The sequence below is a fragment of the Rhodococcus sp. SG20037 genome, from assembly GCF_031763325.1.
In the GTDB taxonomy this organism is placed as follows: Bacteria; Actinomycetota; Actinomycetes; order Mycobacteriales; family Mycobacteriaceae; genus Rhodococcus_F; species Rhodococcus_F qingshengii.
On sequence record NZ_CP134497.1, the window covers coordinates 2,702,938 to 2,722,876 of the forward strand.

20 protein-coding genes are annotated in these 19,939 nt (G+C 62.9%); 14 read left to right on the forward strand and 6 right to left on the reverse strand.

The window, feature by feature from the left end; translation table 11 throughout:
- Positions 1-45 precede the first annotated feature (45 nt).
- The gene (locus tag RHP72_RS12565) at positions 46-1,776 is read left to right on the forward strand and encodes an acyl-CoA dehydrogenase family protein (protein ID WP_007735018.1); all 1,731 of its coding nucleotides are present in this window, start codon (positions 46-48) and stop codon (positions 1,774-1,776) included.
- The gene (locus RHP72_RS12570) at positions 1,773-2,552 is read left to right on the forward strand and encodes a nuclear transport factor 2 family protein (RefSeq protein WP_214514378.1); all 780 of its coding nucleotides are present in this window, start codon (positions 1,773-1,775) and stop codon (positions 2,550-2,552) included. Before RHP72_RS12565 ends, RHP72_RS12570 begins: the two co-directional genes overlap by 4 nt.
- A 75-nt stretch (positions 2,553-2,627) precedes the next feature.
- Here RHP72_RS12570 and RHP72_RS12575 read toward each other — a convergent pair whose 3' ends face one another.
- Positions 2,628-3,053 carry a pyridoxamine 5'-phosphate oxidase family protein gene (locus tag RHP72_RS12575; protein WP_003942732.1) on the reverse strand — a complete coding sequence of 142 codons (426 nt, stop codon included), beginning with the start codon at positions 3,051-3,053 and terminating at the stop codon, positions 2,628-2,630.
- A gap of 159 nt (positions 3,054-3,212) precedes the next feature.
- Between RHP72_RS12575 and RHP72_RS12580 the strand changes: the two genes are divergently transcribed.
- Complete coding sequence (locus RHP72_RS12580) at positions 3,213-4,505, forward strand: MFS transporter (RefSeq protein ID WP_374223445.1); 1,293 nt, start codon at positions 3,213-3,215, stop codon at positions 4,503-4,505.
- A 91-nt stretch (positions 4,506-4,596) separates the two neighbouring features.
- The gene (locus RHP72_RS12585; protein WP_007735024.1) at positions 4,597-5,553 is read left to right on the forward strand and encodes a DMT family transporter; all 957 of its coding nucleotides are present in this window, start codon (positions 4,597-4,599) and stop codon (positions 5,551-5,553) included.
- Here the strand turns inward: RHP72_RS12585 and RHP72_RS12590 are convergent.
- The 3 genes from RHP72_RS12590 to RHP72_RS12600 form a co-directional block, all read right to left on the reverse strand.
- Positions 5,515-6,348: an SDR family NAD(P)-dependent oxidoreductase gene (locus RHP72_RS12590; protein ID WP_214514377.1), complete on the reverse strand. Its 834-nt coding sequence runs from the start codon at positions 6,346-6,348 to the stop codon at positions 5,515-5,517. The two genes, RHP72_RS12585 and RHP72_RS12590, sit on opposite strands and share 39 nt — an antisense overlap.
- Positions 6,345-6,842, reverse strand: a complete 498-nt coding sequence (locus RHP72_RS12595; RefSeq protein ID WP_311094739.1) for a nuclear transport factor 2 family protein — start codon at positions 6,840-6,842, stop codon at positions 6,345-6,347. The genes RHP72_RS12590 and RHP72_RS12595 overlap by 4 nt, the downstream gene beginning before the upstream one ends.
- A 93-nt stretch (positions 6,843-6,935) precedes the next feature.
- Positions 6,936-7,571, reverse strand: coding sequence for a TetR/AcrR family transcriptional regulator (locus tag RHP72_RS12600; RefSeq protein WP_003942694.1), 636 nt, complete (start codon positions 7,569-7,571; stop codon positions 6,936-6,938).
- 83 nt (positions 7,572-7,654) lie between these two features.
- Here RHP72_RS12600 and RHP72_RS12605 point away from each other — a divergent pair, with 83 nt between their 5' ends.
- Positions 7,655-9,079, forward strand: coding sequence for an MFS transporter (locus RHP72_RS12605; RefSeq protein WP_311094740.1), 1,425 nt, complete (start codon positions 7,655-7,657; stop codon positions 9,077-9,079).
- Between the two features lie 53 nt (positions 9,080-9,132).
- On the opposite strand, the gene RHP72_RS12610 is transcribed toward RHP72_RS12605, so the two are convergent.
- Both RHP72_RS12610 and RHP72_RS12615 read right to left on the reverse strand, forming a co-directional pair.
- The gene (locus tag RHP72_RS12610) at positions 9,133-9,588 is read right to left on the reverse strand and encodes a ferritin-like domain-containing protein (RefSeq protein ID WP_064444487.1); all 456 of its coding nucleotides are present in this window, start codon (positions 9,586-9,588) and stop codon (positions 9,133-9,135) included.
- Entirely contained in the window at positions 9,585-10,034 is a 450-nt protein-coding gene (locus tag RHP72_RS12615; protein WP_311094857.1) for a hypothetical protein, read from the reverse strand. The genes RHP72_RS12610 and RHP72_RS12615 overlap by 4 nt, the downstream gene beginning before the upstream one ends.
- Before the next feature lie 271 nt (positions 10,035-10,305).
- On the opposite strand from RHP72_RS12615, the gene rimP reads away from it, so the two are divergent.
- The 9 genes from rimP (at position 10,306) to RHP72_RS12660 (ending at position 19,933) form a co-directional block, all read left to right on the forward strand.
- Positions 10,306-10,926: a ribosome maturation factor RimP gene (rimP, locus tag RHP72_RS12620; RefSeq protein WP_003942795.1), complete on the forward strand. Its 621-nt coding sequence runs from the start codon at positions 10,306-10,308 to the stop codon at positions 10,924-10,926.
- Entirely contained in the window at positions 10,923-11,954 is a 1,032-nt protein-coding gene (nusA, locus tag RHP72_RS12625) for a transcription termination factor NusA (protein ID WP_003942738.1), read from the forward strand. Before rimP ends, nusA begins: the two co-directional genes overlap by 4 nt.
- Positions 11,955-11,998: 44 nt before the next feature.
- Entirely contained in the window at positions 11,999-12,349 is a 351-nt protein-coding gene (locus RHP72_RS12630; RefSeq protein WP_019748063.1) for a YlxR family protein, read from the forward strand.
- Between the two features lie 108 nt (positions 12,350-12,457).
- Entirely contained in the window at positions 12,458-15,412 is a 2,955-nt protein-coding gene (gene infB, locus RHP72_RS12635) for a translation initiation factor IF-2 (protein WP_058038656.1), read from the forward strand.
- A gap of 113 nt (positions 15,413-15,525) precedes the next feature.
- Entirely contained in the window at positions 15,526-15,816 is a 291-nt protein-coding gene (locus tag RHP72_RS12640) for a DUF503 domain-containing protein (RefSeq protein WP_003942205.1), read from the forward strand.
- Between the two features lie 310 nt (positions 15,817-16,126).
- On the forward strand, positions 16,127-16,606 hold the full coding sequence (gene rbfA / locus RHP72_RS12645) for a 30S ribosome-binding factor RbfA (protein WP_003942248.1): 480 nt from the start codon (positions 16,127-16,129) through the stop codon (positions 16,604-16,606).
- A 12-nt stretch (positions 16,607-16,618) separates the two neighbouring features.
- A complete protein-coding gene (locus RHP72_RS12650; protein WP_311094741.1) occupies positions 16,619-17,611 on the forward strand; it encodes a bifunctional oligoribonuclease/PAP phosphatase NrnA in 993 nt (330 codons plus the stop codon).
- A gap of 10 nt (positions 17,612-17,621) precedes the next feature.
- Positions 17,622-19,025, forward strand: a complete 1,404-nt coding sequence (locus tag RHP72_RS12655; RefSeq protein ID WP_397517611.1) for an MATE family efflux transporter — start codon at positions 17,622-17,624, stop codon at positions 19,023-19,025.
- Positions 19,010-19,933 (forward strand): metallophosphoesterase, encoded by a 924-nt coding sequence (locus RHP72_RS12660; protein WP_058226293.1) that lies wholly within the window; start codon positions 19,010-19,012, stop codon positions 19,931-19,933. Before RHP72_RS12655 ends, RHP72_RS12660 begins: the two co-directional genes overlap by 16 nt.
- Positions 19,934-19,939: the final 6 nt, after the last annotated feature.

Sequence of the window (19,939 nt, forward strand, 5' to 3'; positions counted from 1 at the left end):
AAGTTACCCGCTGGTAGTTTAGCGTCATCGACGAAAGGTAATGACGTGTCTGGCACCGATGGATTGCTCTTCAACCCCCATACTTACGACCCCGCTCAGTTCGATCCGGAGACCCGCCGTTTGCTGCGAGCCACCATCGAATGGTTCGAGAGCCGCGGTAAGAAGCAACTGCTTCAGGACGACCTCGACGCCGTGTGGGTCTCCGACTTTCTCGAATTCGTCGGCAAGGAGAAGTTGTTCGCGACGTTCCAGACTCCGGCGGCATTCGCCGACGGTGACGAGAACCGTCGTTGGGACGGTGCCCGCAACGCGGCCTTGAGTGAGATCTTCGGTTTTTACGGACTCGCTTACTGGTACGCCTGGCAGGTCACGATCCTCGGACTCGGACCGATCTGGATGAGTGACAACGACGCTGCGAAGAAGCGTGCAGCGCAGGAACTTGCCGACGGTGGTGTCATGGCGTTCGGGCTGTCCGAGCGCGACCACGGCGCCGACGTGTACTCCACCGACATGCTCCTCACTCCCACCGACGGCGACGTCGCCTTCCGCGCGAGCGGCGAGAAGTACTACATCGGAAACGGCAACGTAGCCGGAATGGTGTCTGTGTTCGGGCGTCGTACCGACGTCGAGGGCCCCGAAGGCTACGTGTTCTTTGTCGCCGACAGTGCACATCCGAACTATCAGCTCGTGGACAACGTCCTGCGCGGGCAGATGTATGTCAGCAATTTCCGCCTCGACGATTACCCGGTGCGCGAGGAAGACATTCTGCACACCGGCGTCGCCGCATTCGAGGCCGCGCTCAACACGGTCAACGTCGGAAAGTTCAACCTCTGCACCGGCTCCATCGGCATCACCGAGCATGCGTTCTTCGAGGCAATCACTCACGCGCAGAATCGAATTCTGTACGGCAATCCCGTCACGGATTTTGCCCACGTTCGCGCCGCCTTCGTCGACGCGTACTCACGTCTGATCGCGATGAAGCAGTTCAGTGCGCGGGCGGTCGACTACTTCCGCAGCGCCAGCCTCGAGGACCGTCGCTACCTGCTGTTCAATCCCATGACCAAGGCCAAGGTCACCTCCGAAGGTGAGAAGGTGGTCGGGTTGCTGCACGATGTGATCGCAGCCAAGGGATACGAGAAGTCAACGTACTTCCGCGAGGCAGCGCAGATGATCGGCACGCTGCCCAAGCTCGAGGGCACCGTCCACGTCAACGTCGGCCTGATTCTCAAGTTCTTGCCGAACTATCTGTTCAACTCGGCGCAGTTCCCGGAGATCGTCACGCGCGACGACGCCGCCGACGACGAGTTCTTCTGGAACCAGGGGCCTACCCGCGGCGCTGCGAAGATTCAGTTCCACGAGTGGAAGCCCGTCTACGAGAAGCACTCTTCGATTCCGAACGTCGCCCGTTTTTACGAGCAGGCGATCGCGCTCACCGAATTGCTCACTGCTGCAGCGCCGGACGCGCAGCAGCAGAAGGATCTCGATTTCATGCTCAACGTCGGGCACCTGTTCTCTCTCGTCGTCTACGGTCATCTGATTCTCGAACAGGCCGAGATCAGCGGGCTCGACGCCGACGTTGTCGATCAGATCTTCGACTTCCAGATTCGTGACTTCTCGGGATACGCGATCGCGCTGCACGGAAAGCCGTCGTCGACACCCGAGCAGCAGAAGTGGGCCCTGGCCGCGGTGCGGAAGCCTGTTGTCGACAGTGAACGCTTCGACCGGGTGTGGCAGCAGGTCAAGGCGTACGACGGTGCATACGAGATGCGCGCATGACCGCGCCGGTGACGCGCGAGCAGTTGATGGCCGTCGTGGAGGGATCCCCGAAAGCCGTCGGCGCGCATGACCGCTCGACCTGGGTGGCCCTGTTTGCCGGCGACGGACAGGTCAACGACCCTGTAGGTTCACGTCCGCACAACGGTCAGGCGGCGATCGAGAGTTTCTACGACACGTTCATCGCCCCCAATTCGATCACCTTCCATGTCGAGCGCGACATCGTGTGCGGCCGGACGGTGTGGCGCGATCTGAGCCTCGCTACCGAGATGTCGACCGGAGTCGTTCTCGACGTTCCGATGCACTTGCGCTACGACTTGGTGGGGGAGCCCGATTCCTTGCGGATCGGAACCCTCTACGCGCATTGGGAATTGGCGACGATGTTGAGCCAGCTCGCGACTGCTGGTGTGGCGGGGGTGAAGGCGGCCGCGAAGTTGACGCCGCAGTTGCTCTCGAACCAGGGGATCGGCGGGGCGCTCGGGTTCTCGCGCGGCATCTTCGGCGTCGGAGACAAAGGCAAGAAGGCAGCGTCGCGGTTCCTCGATGCGGCCGCTGTCGGCCGAACGCCGCCGGCACCCGTCGAGCTTCCGGCGGGGACGCAGTTGTCCAACGCTGATGTCAACGCTCTGCTCACCGGCGTGACGAAGAGCAAGATGCTGGTTGCCGGTCGCACCGTGACGGCGAGCGTCATCGTGTGCGGGGAACCGGCCATCGCATTGTTCGGCTTCGAGGCGAGCGGTCATCGACTCAATCGGGTGCGTTTCTTCACCGAGAGCTGACATAGAGCCCTCCACATGCAGGTCAGGCTCGGCGCGCCACTCCGGCGCGCCGAGCCTTCGCTTTTCTGAGAATTGTCAGATCGCCCCGAGATCCGCAGACAGCCAGTGCTGCGGATTCATGTAGATCGCTACCTGTTCGCCCAACTGCGATCGCGCGAATTCGAGATACCCGTCGACCTTGTCCGGAGCCAGGTAACGCCGCGAGACTTCGACCAGCATCTCGTCGGTGCCCGGAACGATCTTGTCGACGGATCCGCTGACGCTGACGTAACGGATTGTCGGATCGAGCCTTTCGGCCATCAACGAGAAATGCCCGGCCGACTCGATGAGTCGTGCCTTTCGCGAATCCTTGCCCGTGAGGATCCATGGTTTGCCACCGGGTGAGTACAGGTACCAGATCGGGACGGTCAACGGACCGCGCTCGGTGCCGTCCGCCACGGACAGCGCCCCGATGTGGGGTTCGGCCAGGAACTGTTCACGCTCATTTTCGGAGAGTGCCATTCCTCGAGATTACCGCGACGTTTGACATGGCGTTGTGACTCCGTAGACAATCGATGTGCTCATTATGAACAGGCGTTCGCAATGCGAACACGTTTCGATCCGAACTACTGGATCCCAACCGGTCGCGAACGCCCACAAGCAGTGAATGTCGAGGATCCGATGACCGCACATACGCAGTCGAGTTCAATCACCGGTTCGCCTGGGGCGCGTGCCGCAATGTGGGTAGCACCGTTGTGTTGGATCGCTGTGCTTCTGGACGGATTCGACCTGGTCGTACTCGGCGCGGTCATTCCTTCGCTTCTCGACTACGACGCGTGGGGTTTGAGTACCGGCACGATTACGATGATCTCGACCTTCGGGCTCATCGGCATGACCATCGGCGCCCTCGTCATCGGCACTCTCACCGACGTCATCGGTCGACGCCGCGCGCTGCTGTACGCCGTTGCCGCATTCTCGATTCTGACTCTGTTGTGCGCAATTGCGCCCAATCCGTTCATCTTCGGGCTGCTGCGCTTCCTTGCCGGTGTGGGGCTGGGTGGCGCCCTACCGACGGCATTGGCTCTGGTCAACGAATTCTCGAAGAAACAAGGCGGTGGATCTGCGTCGACCATGCTGATGACCGGCTACCACGTCGGCGCCGTTGCCACCGCAGCGCTGGCGCTCGTCGTGATCGAACCTTTCGGTTGGCGAGCGATGTTCGTTGTGGGCGCACTTCCTGCCGTCGCCCTGATTCCACTCATGTTGCGGTATCTGCCGGAATCCCCGTCGTACCTTCTCGCTCACGGAAAGCGTGCCGAAGCCGAGGAAATCGCTGCCCGTTACGGAGTCGAACTCGAGATTGCGCCCACGTCCGAAGTTGAGTGCGCCGAAGCCGCCAATCCCGTTCGCGCACTGTTCTCTTCGAAGTTCTTGCGCAACAGCATCGCCATCTGGATCACCAGTTTCATGGGCTTGCTGCTCGTCTACGGATTGAACACATGGCTTCCGACGATCATGCGTGAGGCCGGTTACAACCTCGGGGCGTCGTTGACGTTCCTTCTGATCCTCAATGCCGGCGCCGTCGTCGGGCTGTTGATCGCCGGGGGCGTCGCGAACAAGATCGGCCCGCGGACTGCAGCCATCGTGTGGTTCGCCGGAGCTGCACTGTTCCTGGCGCTTCTGAGTGTGAAGGTGTCGTTCGGAATCTACGTGATGGTCTTCCTCGCCGGATGCTTCGTATTCAGCGCGCAGGTACTGGTCTACGCCTTCACGAGCGCCAATCACCCACCTCAGATTCGCGCGACCGCGCTCGGATGGTCGGCAGGTGTCGGCCGGGTCGGTGCGATCTGTGGCCCGATCCTGGGCGGAGTCCTCCTGGGTGCGGGTTACGCCGTGCCGTGGGGCTTCTACGCTTTCGCGCTCGTCGGACTGCTCGGAGCAATTTCTATCTCCTGCACACGGGTGCGCACCTGAAATACCAGTTTCGCTGGTTGGCGTGCTACTGCTATCGTAAAACATGAGTATGAAGAGTAGCGCTATCGTCGCGCCGCAGGAACCGCTACCGATGCCATCGTCTCGATCCGGTTTGTGGTGGGGCTTGCTCGGTGTGCTGGCGTTCTCGTTCACCGTTCCGCTCACGAGGGTCGCCGTCGCGGATCTCGACCCCCTGTTCGTCGGTGCGGGCCGCGCCGTCGTTGCCGGGGCCCTTGCGATTGTGATGCTGTCGGTTACTCGCGCGACGCTTCCGACGCTTCGGCAGTGGTTGCGCATCGCACTCGTGACTGTTGGTGCGGTACTGGGGTTTTCACTGTTCACCACGTTTGCGTTGCAGACATCGCCGGCGAGTCACGCGGCAGTCGTGATCGGGCTACTTCCCGCTGCGACCGCGGTATTTGCGGTCGTCCGAGGAAAAGAGCGTCCCAGTAAGGGATTCTGGTGGGCAAGCGCCGCCGGCGCGGTATCGGTCGTAGGGTTCGTGGCGATTGCAAACGGCGGACTCGGCTCGTTTCATCTCGCTGATCTTCTTCTGTTCGCCGCGGTTGTGTGTGCAGCGCTGGCATATTCGGAAGGTGCGTTGCTGGCCCGCGAGATCGGGTCGTGGCAGACGATTGCCTGGGCATTGATTCTCGGACTGCCGGTCACGATTGCGTTGACGGTGGCGTCCATGGCCCAGGCTCCGGTCTCTGCCGATGTGAATTCGTGGCTTTCGTTTGCCTACCTGGGATGCGTGAGTATGTTTCTCGGGTTCTTTCCTTGGTACCGGGGTCTGGCGATCGGTCCCATTTCCACTGTGAGCCAAACACAGTTGGTTCAACCGGTGCTCAGCATTGCCTGGTCGGCGCTGATACTCGGTGAGACGTTGTCACCCTCGATCGTGGCCGGCGGTGTCGTCGTCATCGGGTGTGCCTGGCTTGCCCTGAAGGCGCGAGTGGCAGCGCCGCGTGCTGTGCCGGCACGCGACGCGACCACTGCTACTGATGAATCAGAAAAGCGGGCCGCCACCGAAGGCACTGCGGTGTGACGCCGGTTGTTTCCCGTTGGCGTCGGTGATTCCGTACTCGACGGCCGTCTCGGCGGTGATCAGTGTGTGACCGCTGCGCGCGTTCACTTCTGGATCGTTGGCCAATGCAGTGATGACTTGGCCGACGAATTCCGGGGTTTCGGCCTCGGCCAGTGAGAAGCCTTCGAAGCTCTCGATCCCACTCGCCTCCATCCGCTCGTTGCGGATCAACCCGAGCCAGAAGGAAAGTGCGGTGACGCCGGTCCCCTTCAATTCGACAGCCATGTCCGCGGCCATCTTGTCCAAACCTGCCTTCGACATCCCGTACAGGACAGAGTGCAGGTACCCGCGGGTCCCGAACGACGAGATGTTGCCGATCACTCCACTGCCCCGGGGAACCATCAACTTCGCCGCTTCCACCGAAGCAACGTAGTGGGCGCGCAGTCCGATTCCGATCAGCGAATCCCAATCGTCGATCGGCCTCTTCCAGAACGGATCGGCGAAGCCTGCATAACCCGCCGGGTTTGCCCAGACGTTGTTGACCAAAAGATCGAGGCGGCCTGACCGCTCTTCGGCGATGCGGGCAAACAGGTTGACGATCTGCTGATCGTCGCCGTGATCGCACTGCACGGCAATGCCGTGACCACCGCGCTCGGTGATCTCGGCTGCGGTGCGATCGAGTGGGCCGTCGGCGCCGACGGTTCCTCGTGCCGTCACGTACACCGTCCATCCGTCGCTTCCCAGCGCGAGGGCAATGCCCTTGCCGACGCTCCGGCTGGCACCGGTTACGAGCGCAACTTTTCCGTTCGTCGTCATCGCGGCCCACCCAACGAACCCTCGACGATGTCAGCGTCCGGGGACAGGGGAGTGGTGATCGACCACGTCTCCGTGAAATGGCATTGACTCATTTTCCACGTACCGTCCTCGATCACGTACTTGTCGTCGTATTCGCCGGTCATCAACTTCTCGGTGCGCCCGACGGTGTCGATCTGGCGGAACTGCAGAGCCCATCGCCCCACCGCCGACGTCTCCGAGGTCAGTGTGATGTCGGGATGCAATCCGTGATGCATGTCGAGGACCGCGTACCGGCCGTCGACCTTGCGAAGAGCGATCTTCTCGAAGATGTCCGCCATCGGCCCCGCGTCGTCGAAGGCGCCGAGGCGGCCGTAGTCGATCGACGCTCCGGAACGGATGAAGCTGTTGCGGAACCCAACTGGATCCTTGGCATCACATGCTCGCCAGTAGCCGTGCTTGAGCTTCTTGATTTCCTCGATCTGTTCGAGCGCGTCGAGGCGTTGTGCGAGATCCAACGTCGGTCCTTTTCGTCTGGGTTTCCCGGAGACATGTCGGATCGACTGTAGGGTGTCCTCAGTCACATGTGTGTAGTTTTTCCCAGTGACCGGTCAGGAATCGGTGTCGGTTTCGCTCGAGGATTCGTCGCCGGTTAGCGTGATCGCAGTCGAGTCGCTGAAGACGCTGCCCCAGAGCTCGCCGAGGGCTGGATCTTCTTCGGCGTGTTCGGGCGCCATCATTGCGAGCAGATTGTTGATCAGCATCCCGTTCGCGATGAACAAACGCGCTTGCTCGGGTGTGCAACCGGTGCGCTCGCGCAGCAAGGTGTAGATGCCGGACATGGCGTTCCGGGAGACGGCGGCGACATCATCGGTGCTGGTGGCGAAGCCGTGCAACATGACAAGCAGTAGATCTCGGTCGAGAACCAGCTCGCCGTAGGCGGATCCGAGTTCGGCCCAGAACTGCGGATTGCTCGGATCGATCGTGACCGTATCCAATTTGTCGTTGAAGGTGCGGACGATTTCGTCGAGCGCGCGCGTGAACACTGCGTGGAACAAATCTGCCTTGGTTCCGAACATACGCACGACGTAGGGCTGCGAGACACCGGCTTCCTTGGCGACGGCGTCCGTACTGGTCCCCGAGTATCCACCCTTTGCGAAAGCTCGCGTTGCCGCGGCAAGGACCAACGCGCGACGTTCCGGTGCGCTCATCCTGCGGGTACGTGGTTCAGCTGCACCGATCGACATGTTGACACGTTATCACCGGATAGCTTAGTTTCGACTTAAGTAATCATCCGATGCCTTAAGGCACCTTCACTCGAGGAATCACGATGACCGTTTTGACGAAGTCCGGATCGGACGCCGCATCCGGGTCGGAAAGCAGTGGAGGACGTAAGGTTCCGATCGCGATAGCGATGGTTGCTGCCTCTCTGCCCATGTTCATGGCCACCCTCGACAACCTCGTGATGACGAGCGCGCTGCCGGTGATCGAGAAGGAGCTGAATGCGTCCGTCGGGCAACTTCAGTGGTTCATGAATGCGTACACGCTCTGCTTTGCGACGCTGATGCTTTCGGCGACGACGCTCGGCGATCGGTGGGGGCGCCGCAAGATGTTCGTATTCGGGATCGGGCAGTTCACGGCGGCGTCGATTGCTTCGGCGTTGTCGACGACACCAAGCCTGCTCATCGCGGCCCGAGCCTTTCAGGGCGCCGGCGCTGCCGCGATCATGCCGCTCTCACTCACTCTCCTCGTGGCAGCGGTACCGGAAGCCAAGCGTGCCATGGCAATCGGCGTGTGGGGTGGCGTCTCCGGCCTGGGGATCGCGATGGGTCCGGTGGTCGGTGGGGCGGTAGTCGACGGGTTCTCGTGGCAGGGCATTTTCTGGATCAACGTGCCGGTTGCGATCGTCGCTGTTCCTCTCGCGATGTATGCGTTGCGTGAATCGACCGGTCGCACACAACCTCTCGACCTTCCCGGTGTCGCACTCGCCGGACTCGGTGTGTTCCTGGCGGTGTGGGGGATCGTTCACGGCAACGACGACGGCTGGGGATCGCTTGGAGTAGTTGCGTCGTTGGTCGGTTCCGCAGTCGCGTTGGCACTGTTCCTGCTTCGCGAGATGAAGACCTCGCATCCGGTCATGCCCCTACGTCTGTTCCGCTCACGCAGCTTCTCGATGGCGAACGTCATCGGCTTGACCTTCTCGATCGGAATCTTCGGGGCGGTGTTCCTGCTCTCGCAGTACCTCCAGATCGTGATGGGCTACAGCCCGTTCCAAGCAGGCCTGCGGACGCTTCCGTGGACGGCAGCGCCGATGATCTTCGCGCCTCTCGCCGGTTTTCTGGCGCCGAAGGTCGGGCTCCGTTCGCTTCTGCTGACCGGTCTGTTGCTCCAGGCCGGAGCATTGTTCTGGTTGGCAGCGTTGATCGGTCCCGACGTGACGTACGAGTCGCTGGTTCCGGCTCTACTGATGGCGGGAATCGGCATGGGCTTGACCTTCGCGCCGAGCTCGACGGCGGTACTCGTCGACATGGACGAGCCTGATCACGGAACGGCCAGTTCGACCAACTCGACGCTTCGTGAGATCGGTGTTGCACTGGGAATCGCGGTTCTCACTGCAGTCTTCCTTGCCGCCGGCGGTGCCCTCACGCCACTCGGGTACGGAGATGCGCTGACACCTGCACTGCGCGTCGGCGGTTGCTTCGTGTTGGTGGCCGTGGTCGCGGCGTGGTTCGTGCCCTCGCATCGCAAGGCCTGAGCACTGCTGTGCGCCTTTATTAACCGCCGGGGGTTAATAAAGGCGCACAGCAGTTACGAAGTCGGGTCCCCCGGGAACGCTGAGGTGGCCGGAGCGGTTCCCAGCGCGGACCGCCATCCGGCGCCGCGGATAGCCGCATCGGTCAGGCCGTCGATTCCGAACGTGCGGAGTTGGTCGGTATCGACCTGTTCGACGAATGCCCGGTAGGTCACGGCGGTGTCGGATTCGATCTGTGCTGCCAGCTGTGCCGCGGAAACGGCGTCCGTCACCGGAAACGGGATCTCGTACGCTGCCGCGGCTGTCGGCGGGGTCACGCCCGCGTCGGTCGACAGGGCAACCAGCGCATCACGTCGTGCGCGGTGCGCTGCTGTGTGCGTGGCAACCTCGTTGACACGGGCAGGATTCGAAAACGCGGCAACCACTCCGTAAGCGAAGATCGCGGCATTCTCTGATTCGATTGCGGTCAGCAAGGCAGAACTCTCGGATCGACGGGTGTGCGAAATGATCACGGAAGCAACACCGCTACCTGAGTCGAGCACGACGCGCTGATCGAACCGAGCAGGCCCGCGCGATAGCCGGACATCGTCCGAGCGAGATCCGCGGCACTGCGCGCCGAATCGGCCAGCGAGGTACTCAAGGTTTCGACGCCCGTAGGAGCGTTTGCGACCGAGGTCGACGGGGGCGCTGTGGTCGTAGCGGCGCCGCTGCCCGCTGCTCGCGCAATCTCGGCGTCGAGTTCGATTGCATGCGCTGTGCGTTCGGCGCTGATCGTGGTCAGTGATGCCGACTTGTCCGGCGCGAGTGCGATGGCGGCGGTTGCGGCTGCCGCGTCGGAGCGGGCTCGATCGGCCTGGGCCGTCAGCTGGTCGACTTCTGCAGCCGCCTCCGCTGTGCCGTTGTCGGTGCAGGCGGACAACGGGAAGGCAGCAGCGCCCAACGCTGCTGTTCCCGTCATCTTGAGCGCACTCCGCCGGGAGAGTGGGGTAGTAGTCATGGGCGTCAGCACCAGTCCATCGTGCCAGGTGGTCGGCCGATCGTTCGAATCCGCGGCACGTGTTCAAGTGTGACGTGCGTCGGGCACTCTGGTCACGGAGACGCGCAATGAGCGGTACTCTTGGATGCTTGCAGCATGTGGCACCTGGTGTCTTTTCATGCTCGCAGCCGCCCACGTCGACAGTCGACACAAGTCGGACAATCGACGACAACTGAAATGAGGAGTTCGCGAGATGCCGGTGCCATCCAGGGAGAGGGTGATCGAGCTGATCTCCGAACTCGTGCACGCCCAGGGTTATGACGTCGAAGACGTTGTCGTGACCAGTGCGGGCAAGCACAGCGCGGTGCGCATCATGGTCGACAGCGATGCCGGGATCGAGCTCGATGCCGCCGCGGAGATCAGCAGACTCGTTTCGGAACTTTTCGACACCCTCGAGGAAATCGGTGAAACGCCGTACACCCTCGAGGTGACCTCCCCGGGAATCGATCGCCCACTGACGCTCGATCGTCACTGGCGTCGGGCTCGCGGACGTAAAGCGCGAATCGATCTGGCCGGCGAGACCGTGGTGGGCCGTATCGGAACGTTGAACGACGATTCCGTGGCAGTTGTCATCGGTGGCCGTGGCGGACTGACCGTGCGCGAGATTGCACTAGGCGACGTTCAAAAGGCTGTAGTTCAGGTGGAGTTCTCGAAGCCCAGTGAGGCGGAGTTGGAACTCGCGGGCGGCATCCCGGAGGGGCGCGCAGTTCCTTCGGATGCGGTTGACCTCACCGAGGACTCGGGCGTGGACAGTGTCGAAGACGACGAAGCAGAATTAGAAGACGTAGAAAACGAAGAAGGGTTCGACAAGTGAATATCGACATTGCAGCGTTGCGAGCGATCGAAGCCGAAAAAGGTGTCTCGATCGAAACTGTGATCGCCACGATCCAGACCGCGCTGCTGACGGCGTACCGCCACACCGAGGGGCACAAGCAGAACGCTCGGATCGATGTCAACATCAAGACCGGTTCGGTGCGAGTGATGGCGCACGACACCGATGCCGACGGCAACATGATCGGTGAGGAGTGGGATGACACTCCCGAGGGATTCGGACGCATCGCGGCGACCACCGCACGCCAGGTCATCCTGCAGCGTCTGCGCGACGCCGAGCACGAGCGCAGTTTCGGTGAGTTCTCCACCCATGAGGGTGAAATCGTCGGCGGTGTCATTCAGCGTGACACGCGTGCGAATTCCCGCGGAATGGTCGTCGTCCGAATCGGCAGCGAATCCAATGGCGCCGAAGGATTGTTGCCGCCTGCAGAACAGGTTCCCGGCGAGAACTACGAGCACGGTGAGCGCATCAAGTGCTACGTCGTCGGAGTTGCTCGCGGAGCCCGCGGCCCACAGATCACCCTCTCGCGGACCCACCCGAACCTGGTTCGTAAGTTGTTCGCACTCGAGGTTCCAGAGATCGCGGACGGCAGCGTCGAGATCATCAACGTCGCGCGCGAAGCGGGACATCGTTCCAAGATCGCCGTTGCCTCACGTGTGCAGGGGCTCAACGCAAAGGGTGCATGCATCGGCCCGATGGGTCAGCGCGTCCGCAACGTCATGAGCGAACTCGCGGGGGAGAAGATCGACATCATCGACTTCGACGAAGATCCCGCGACGTTTGTGGGCAACGCACTTTCCCCGTCGAAAGTGGTCTCCGTCACTGTCGTCGATCCCGAGGCTCGTGCGGCCCGTGTCATCGTGCCCGATTTCCAGCTTTCGCTGGCCATCGGAAAAGAGGGTCAAAATGCCCGCCTGGCTGCGCGGTTGACGGGTTGGCGTATCGACATTCGTAGCGATGCGGCACCCGTTGGCGACGCGTCCGACCGGCCCGCCACGTCCAACGGATAACGGTGGAATGCAGTGATCGAGACGGTTCGGCGGTAGAGTGGACAATGGTTCGACGTGAGTCCTCGGATTCTGCGCGCGTGAAACCCGGTTCGCCGGTCAGAACGTGTGTGGGATGCAGGGAACAAGGGTCGGCTGTCGATCTGTTGAGGGTCGTGGTTGGTGAGCAGGGGCCGGAGGGTTCCCCGCTCGTCCCCGACGTATCGCGAAGACTCCCCGGTCGAGGTGCATGGCTGCACCTGGATCCGAGTTGTCTGAGCCTGGCAGAGCGGCGCCGAGCATTCAGCAGAGCACTGCGAGTGTCCGGAAATCTGGACACGTCCGCTGTCGACCAGCTGGTCGACGCAGTTCACACAAAAGCAGTACCTCTCGAGAAGAACAGGCACAAGCACTCATGAGCACACCGTGAAGCACCAACGATGAACGTCCATCGGCGATAACCCGAGGTCGTGCGGGACCCACATCTGTGGGATGCCTCCTGCTCGACCTCATCAGTGAGGAGAGCAGTGGCAGGCAAGGCCCGCGTGCACGAGTTGGCTAAAGAACTCGGTGTCACCAGCAAGGAACTACTCGCAACGCTCAAGGAGCAAGGCGAGTTCGTGAAGTCTGCGTCATCCACAGTGGAGGCGCCCGTCGCCCGTCGTCTGCGGGAGTCATTCCCGTCGGCAGGCGGAGCAGAAACCAAGTCCGAGACCGGCGCAGCCGCTCCGGCGGCTCGCCCCGCGGCAAAGCCCGGCGCACCGTCGCCGTCGGCTGCAAAGCCTGGCGCACCGCGTCCCGGCCCCAAGCCGGCCGCACCCGCACCGGCTGCTCCCGCAGCGCCGGCCCCGGCAGCCCCCGCGGCTCCCGCAGCCGCTGCTCCGGCAGCACCGTCAGCGCCGTCAGCGCCGGTCCCCACCCCGACGTTCAACGCTCCGAAACCAGCACAGCCGGCACGTCCGGCTCCGGCTGCTCCCGCAGCGTCGGCACCGGCAGCCCCCGCGGCTCCGGCCGCACCGTCCACCGGCGCGAAGCCCGGCGGACCGCGTCCGGGACCGAAGGCACCTCGCGTCGGTAACAACCCGTACTCCTCGGCACCCGCCGAGCGTCCGGCACCTCGTCCGGCTCCCGGCGCACCGCGTCCGGGCGCAGGTCAGGGCGGTTCTCGTCCGGCTCCGGGTCAGGGCGGTCCCCGTCCGGCTCCCGGTCAGGGTGGACCTCGTCCGGCTCCGGGTCAGGGCGGTCCCCGTCCGGCTCCCGGCCAGGGTGGACCCCGTCCGCCTGCAGGTCAGGGCGGACCCCGTCCCAGCCCCGGCTCCATGCCTCCTCGCCCGAACCCGGGTGCAATGCCTGCTCGTTCCGCTCGTCCCGCGCCCGGTGGCGGCGGACGTCCGGGTCGTCCCGGTGGCGCTCCCGGTGGTCGTCCGGGTGGCGGCGGCGGTGGATACCGCGGTGGCGGCGCTCCCGGCGCCGGTGCCGGTGCAGGTGCTCCCGGTGGAGCAGCTCCGGCCGGTGGATTCCGCGGTCGTCCCGGCGGCGGTGGCCGTCCCGGTCAGCGCGGCGCAGCGGCAGGTGCATTCGGTCGTCCCGGCGGAGCAGTTCGCCGTGGACGTAAGTCGAAGCGGGCGAAGCGCGCCGAGTACGAAAGCATGCAGGCTCCCGCAGTCGGCGGCGTCAGGCTGCCACGCGGCAACGGCGAGACCATCCGTCTCGCTCGCGGCGCATCTCTGTCGGACTTCGCGGACAAGATCGACGCGAACCCCGCAGCACTCGTGCAGGCGTTGTTCAACCTCGGTGAGATGGTCACGGCAACTCAGTCGGTCAACGACGAGACGCTGGAGCTGCTCGGCGGCGAAATGAACTACGTCGTGCAGGTCGTCAGCCCGGAGGACGAGGATCGCGAGCTGCTCGACAGCTTCGACCTCACCTACGGCGAGGACGCCGGCGGAGAAGAGGACCTCGAGTCCCGTCCGCCTGTGGTCACCGTCATGGGCCACGTCGACCACGGTAAGACCCGTCTGCTCGACGTGATCCGTAAGGCGAATGTCCGTGAGGGCGAAGCCGGCGGCATCACGCAGCACATCGGTGCCTACCAGGTGCTGACCGAGCTCGAGGGCAACGAGCGTCTCGTGACGTTCATCGACACCCCCGGTCACGAGGCCTTCACGGCCATGCGTGCTCGTGGTGCCAAGGCCACCGACCTCGCGATCCTTGTTGTCGCAGCCGACGACGGCGTCATGCCGCAGACGGTGGAAGCGATCAACCACGCCCAGGCGGCCGACGTGCCGATCGTGGTCGCGGTGAACAAGATCGACAAGGAAGGCGCGAACCCGGACAAGATCCGGCAGCAGCTCACCGAGTACGGACTGGTGGCCGAGGAATACGGCGGAGACACCATGTTCGTCGACATCTCGGCGAAGCAGGGTCTCAACATCGACGCACTGCTCGAAGCAGTGCTGTTGACGGCCGACGCTTCCCTGGATCTGCGCGCCAACCCGGACATGGACGCGCAGGGTGTTGCCATCGAGGCGCACCTCGACCGTGGCCGCGGCCCCGTCGCTACCGTGCTCATTCAGCGCGGAACGCTGCGGGTCGGCGACTCGATCGTTGCCGGCGATGCTTACGGCCGCGTCCGCCGCATGGTGGACGAGCACGGTCAGGACGTCCACGAGGCACTGCCTTCACGTCCGGTCCAGGTCATCGGCTTCACGTCGGTCCCCGGTGCAGGCGACAACCTGCTCGTGGTCGACGAGGACCGTATCGCTCGTCAGATCGCGGACCGTCGCAACGCACGTAAGCGCAACGCGCTTGCAGCGAAGAGTCGTAAGCGCATCAGCCTCGACGATCTCGATGCAGCTCTGAAGGAACATTCACAGCTGAACTTGATCCTCAAGGGTGACAACTCGGGAACCGTGGAGGCCCTCGAAGAGGCTCTCCTCGGAATTCCGATCGACGACGAGGTGCAGTTGCGCGTCATCGACCGCGGTGTCGGTGGCATCACGGAGACCAACGTCAACCTGGCTGCTGCGTCCAACGCGATCATCATCGGCTTCAACGTCCGCGCCGAAGGCAAGGCAACGGAGCTGGCGAACCGCGAGGGCGTCGATATTCGCTACTACTCGGTGATCTACCAGGCCATCGACGAGGTCGAAAAGGCACTCAAGGGTCTGCTCAAGCCGGTGTACGAAGAGGTCGAGCTGGGCAAGGCAGAGATCCGCGCCATGTTCCGTTCGTCCAAGATCGGCAACATTGCCGGTTGCTTGGTCACGTCGGGCAGCATCCGTCGCAACGCCAAGGCACGTCTCATCCGCGACAGCAAGGTCATCGCCGAGACGGTCACCATCTCCTCGCTCAAGCGGGAGAAGGAAGACGCTACCGAGGTTCGCGAAGGCTACGAATGTGGTTTGACCGTCACCTATTCCGATATCAAGATCGGTGACGTTCTCGAGTGCTACGAGCTTCGCGAGAAGCCGCGCGACTGATTATGTCGACACGGGCGTTGGGGCGGACGCACGTGAGTACTAGCTGACATGGACTCTCTCGGACTTGAACATACAAGTCCGAGAGAGTCCATTCGGCTCTGTATAGGGGGAAAATGTTTGTAGGGGCACTGGAGTTCGACATCCTTTTCGGCGATGTCCACTCACTCAAGGAAAAGCGTTCGATGCTGTCGCCGATCCTGACGGAACTCCGTCGATTCGGTGTGAGTGCAGCGGAGGCGGGGGAGCAGGGACGCCTGCGTCGTGCGCTCGTGGGAGTCGGTGTGGTCAGTTCGTCCGTCGATCACCTGCACGACGTTCTCGATCATTGTGAGCGGGCGGTCGCCGAGCGTCCGGAGATTCAGTTGCTGGCTGTGCGAAGGCGAATTTTCGGCCCGGAAGACTGAGCGTCACCGATCTGTGTCGCTTAGCCACTCTTCCAGACGCCGTAACGAATCGAGTTCGTCGGCAAGGGATTCGGTGGCTTCGGGTCCAACTGTGGCGGTGTTTGTGCTCACGCTCGACACATGCGACAACTGTGGAGATCGACGACGGCCCTGGCGGCGGTGGCTCGTGGTCGAAGACCTCTACCGATGGTGATTTGGTTGCCGGGTAGCCGATGGACGAGACTGTTGTCGGTAATAATTCTTGTTAACCAGAACTTTGATCGATCGAGTCACCTCGATTCGAGTGGCCAGGTAGAGGAGACTGACAGTCATGGTAGATCCAGCCCGGGCACGCAAGTTGGCAAAGCGTATCGGAACCATCGTCGCGACGGCGATCGATCACGAGATCAAGGATCCGCGACTCGCATTCGTGACCATCACGGACACCAAGGTCACCAACGATCTGCACGACGCGACGGTGTACTACACAGTCATGGGCGAGAAGGTCGATTCCGCACCCGATGTGGAAGCCGCCGCCGCAGGTCTCGAGAAGGCCAAGGGTGTTCTGCGCTCGAAGGTCGGTGCCGGAACCGGAGTTCGCTTCACACCGACTCTGACGTTTGTCGCCGATACCGTTCCAGACACCGCGCGTCATATGGAAGAACTGCTGGCCCGTGCCAAGGCCGCCGACGACGAGGTCGCCAAGGCGCGTGAGAATGCACAACCGGCCGGAGATGCAGATCCGTACAAGGAGCCGCGAGTGGCTTCGGACGAAGACGAGGCGTCGCCAGATGTTCGTGAAGCCGACTGACGCGCACCGAGAATGACGATCACCGCACTTTCGGACGTCGACCCCTGCGAGGCGAAGTTCGCTCAGGTGGCCGAGGTTCTCGAATTGGCACACACGGTGACAATTCTCTGCCATGTGCAGCCGGATGCGGACACTATCGGCAGCGGACTTGCGCTCGGTCTCGTTCTCGAGCGTCGGGGCATTTCGGTGCAGGTCGCGTTCAGTCGGCCGTCGGCGCTGCCCGAGTCGATGTGTGATTTCCCTGGTGTTCACTTGCTCGTGGCGCCCGCCGATGTTCGGGAAAGTGTCGATGTTCTGGTGACCGTGGATGTCGGCAGCGAGGGCCGCCTCGGTGAGTTGGCGAGTCGACTCGCCGGCGCGAATCGCACGATCGTCCTTGATCACCATCGCTCCAATTCCGAATTCGGAAGCATCAACGTCGTCGACGAAACCGCGGCTTCGACGACGGCGCTCATCGCACGATTCTTCGATGCGTGGGGAGTCGCGATCGATCGCGATATCGCGCACTGTCTCTATGCCGGACTGGTCACCGACACCGGCTCCTTCCGGTGGGGAGGTCCGCTTCCGCACGTGCTCGCGGCGCGTTTGCTGGCGACCGGCATCGACGGCGACGCGATTGCGCGAAAGCTGCTCGACACCCATCCGTTCGGGTGGTTGCCGATGCTGGCTTCGGTACTCGGGTCCGCGGTGCTGGTCCCGGAAGCCGCGGACGGCCGTGGGCTGGTGTACGCGGTCATCCGACGCAGTGACATCGGCGATCTTCGCTCCGAGGAGATCGAGAGCGTCGTCGATATCGTGCGAACCACATCGGAAGCCGAAGTTGCCGCAGTACTCAAGGAGTCGGTTTCCGGAAGCTGGTCGATCTCGTTGCGTGCAAAGTCGGCGATCGACGTGTCGGCGGTCGCTGAAAGTCTTGGTGGCGGCGGACATCGGCTGTCGGCCGGATACACGTCGACCAGTTCCAGCGACGAGATTGTTGCCGCGCTCGTCGCGGCACTCGGCTGAATCCGCGGCATTGAGCGAATCTGACGCCACCTCGGCGGGATCTTCGGCAGCTGAATTCGACGTCACTGGGCGACGAATCTTTTCCCTGGCGTTTCCGGCACTCGGGGTGCTGGCAGCCGAACCCCTCTATCTGTTGTTCGACATCGCCGTGGTCGGCCGACTCGGGGCGCTTCCGCTGGCCGGATTGGCAGTCGGTGGTCTGATCCTGTCGTTGGTGAGTACGCAGCTGACCTTCTTGTCGTACGGCACCACGGCGCGGGCCGCACGGCTTCACGGGGCGGGCCGCGAGCGCGACGCGGTGGGTGAGGGTGTTCAGGCGACCTGGCTGGCGGCCGCGATCGGCTTGGCCTTGGTCGTGATCGTGCAGGTGATCGCCGGCCCGCTGACTTCGGCGGTGGCCGGGACTCCCGACATCGCCGCGGCTGCGGAAAGTTGGCTCCGGATAGCGGTGTTGGGTGTTCCACTCATCCTGGTGGCCCTGGCCGGCAACGGCTGGATGCGCGGGGTTCAGAACACGGTGCGACCGCTGCGGTTCGTCCTTGTCGGCCTGGGTATTTCGGCGGTGTTGTGTCCGATTCTGGTGCATGGCTTGCTCGGTGCTCCGCGTCTGGAACTCGAAGGATCAGCTGTTGCGAATCTGGTGGGCCAGAGTATTTCGGGTGTGCTGTTCGCCTGGGCGCTCTTTCGTGAACCGGTTTCGGCTCGACCACATTTTGCGATCATGCGGGCGCAGATGCTGATGGGCCGTGACCTGATTCTGCGCAGCCTCGCATTCCAAGCGTGTTTCGTTTCCGCGGCTGCAGTGGCGTCGAGGTTCGGTGCGGCTGTAGTCGGTGCGCACCAAGTCGTCCTCCAACTGTGGAACCTGGTTTCGCTCCTTCTCGATTCCTTGGCGATCGCAGCTCAGACGCTGATCGGAGCGGCGCTCGGCGGTGGATTCGCAGCCGCGGCGAAAAAGATGACCTGGCGGATCACCGCATGGTCGACGGTATTTGCCGTGGTGCTCGCGATCTTCTTCGCCGCCGGCCACTCCGTGGTCCCCGGACTCTTCACGTCCGACGCCGAGGTGCTCGGTCAGATGTCGATCGCATGGTGGTTCTTCGTCGCGATCATGCCGGTGGCGGGAATCGTCTTCGCACTCGACGGTGTTCTACTCGGCGCCGGGGACGTGGTGTTTCTGCGCAACGCGACCATGCTGTGCGCAGTTCTCGGGTTTCTGCCCGCGATCTGGCTCTCTCTCGCCTACGACTGGGGGCTCGCCGGAATTTGGGCAGGGCTTACCGTGTTCGTAGTACTTCGGATGGTCGCGGTGTCGTGGCGAGCGTTTTCCGGCAAGTGGGCAGTGACAGGTCCGGCGACGGCGAAGCGCGGAAGTTCAACTGAGGAAGCAGAGGGATCGTGGCAGCAAAGCTGATGGCGGTGAGCGACATTCATGTCGGTCACAACGGCAACAAGCCGATGACGGAGGAACTGTTCCCGGATTCGCCTGACGACTGGCTCATTCTCGCCGGAGATGTTTCCGAGAAAACTGACGACATTCGGTGGGCGTTGAAGCTCCTTCGCAGCCGATTCGCAAAGGTCATCTGGATTCCGGGCAATCACGAACTGTGGACGACCGCCAAGGATCCGGTTCAGATTCACGGAGCGCCGCGCTACGAGTACCTGGTCAACATGTGCCGCGAACTCGACGTCATCACACCCGAGGACCCGTTCCCGGTGTGGGAGGGAGACGAGGGACCGGTCACGGTCGTCCCGATGTTTCTTCTCTACGACTACTCCTTCCTGCCGGAAGGTGCGCGAGACAAGGAACACGGGCTCGAGATCGCGCGTGACAAGAACGTCGTCGCCACCGACGAGTTCCTACTCTCACCGCAGCCGTATGCGACGCGCGACGCATGGTGCCGGGCGAGGATCGAGTACACCCAGGCGCGGTTGGATGCGCTTCCCGAAGGCACAAGAACCGTTCTCGTGAACCATTTCCCGATGGTCCGGCAGCCGACGGACGTGCTCATGTATCCGGAGTTCGCACTGTGGTGCGGAACCACCGCTACCGCCGACTGGCACGTGAAGTACAACGCGGTGTGCTCGGTGTACGGGCACCTGCACATCCCTCGAACCACGTACTACGACGGCGTCCGCTTCGAGGAAGTCTCACTCGGATACCCGCGCGAGTGGCGTCGGCGTGGACTGCCGGAGAAGTTGTTGCGTCAGATTCTTCCCGTTCCGGAGTACCCGCCGGGAACGCTCAACAAGTGGGGTGGCCACTTCAAGGTCACGCCGGAGCAGGAAGCCGAAGTCGAGCGCATGCGCGCCGGACGCTGAGAGGTA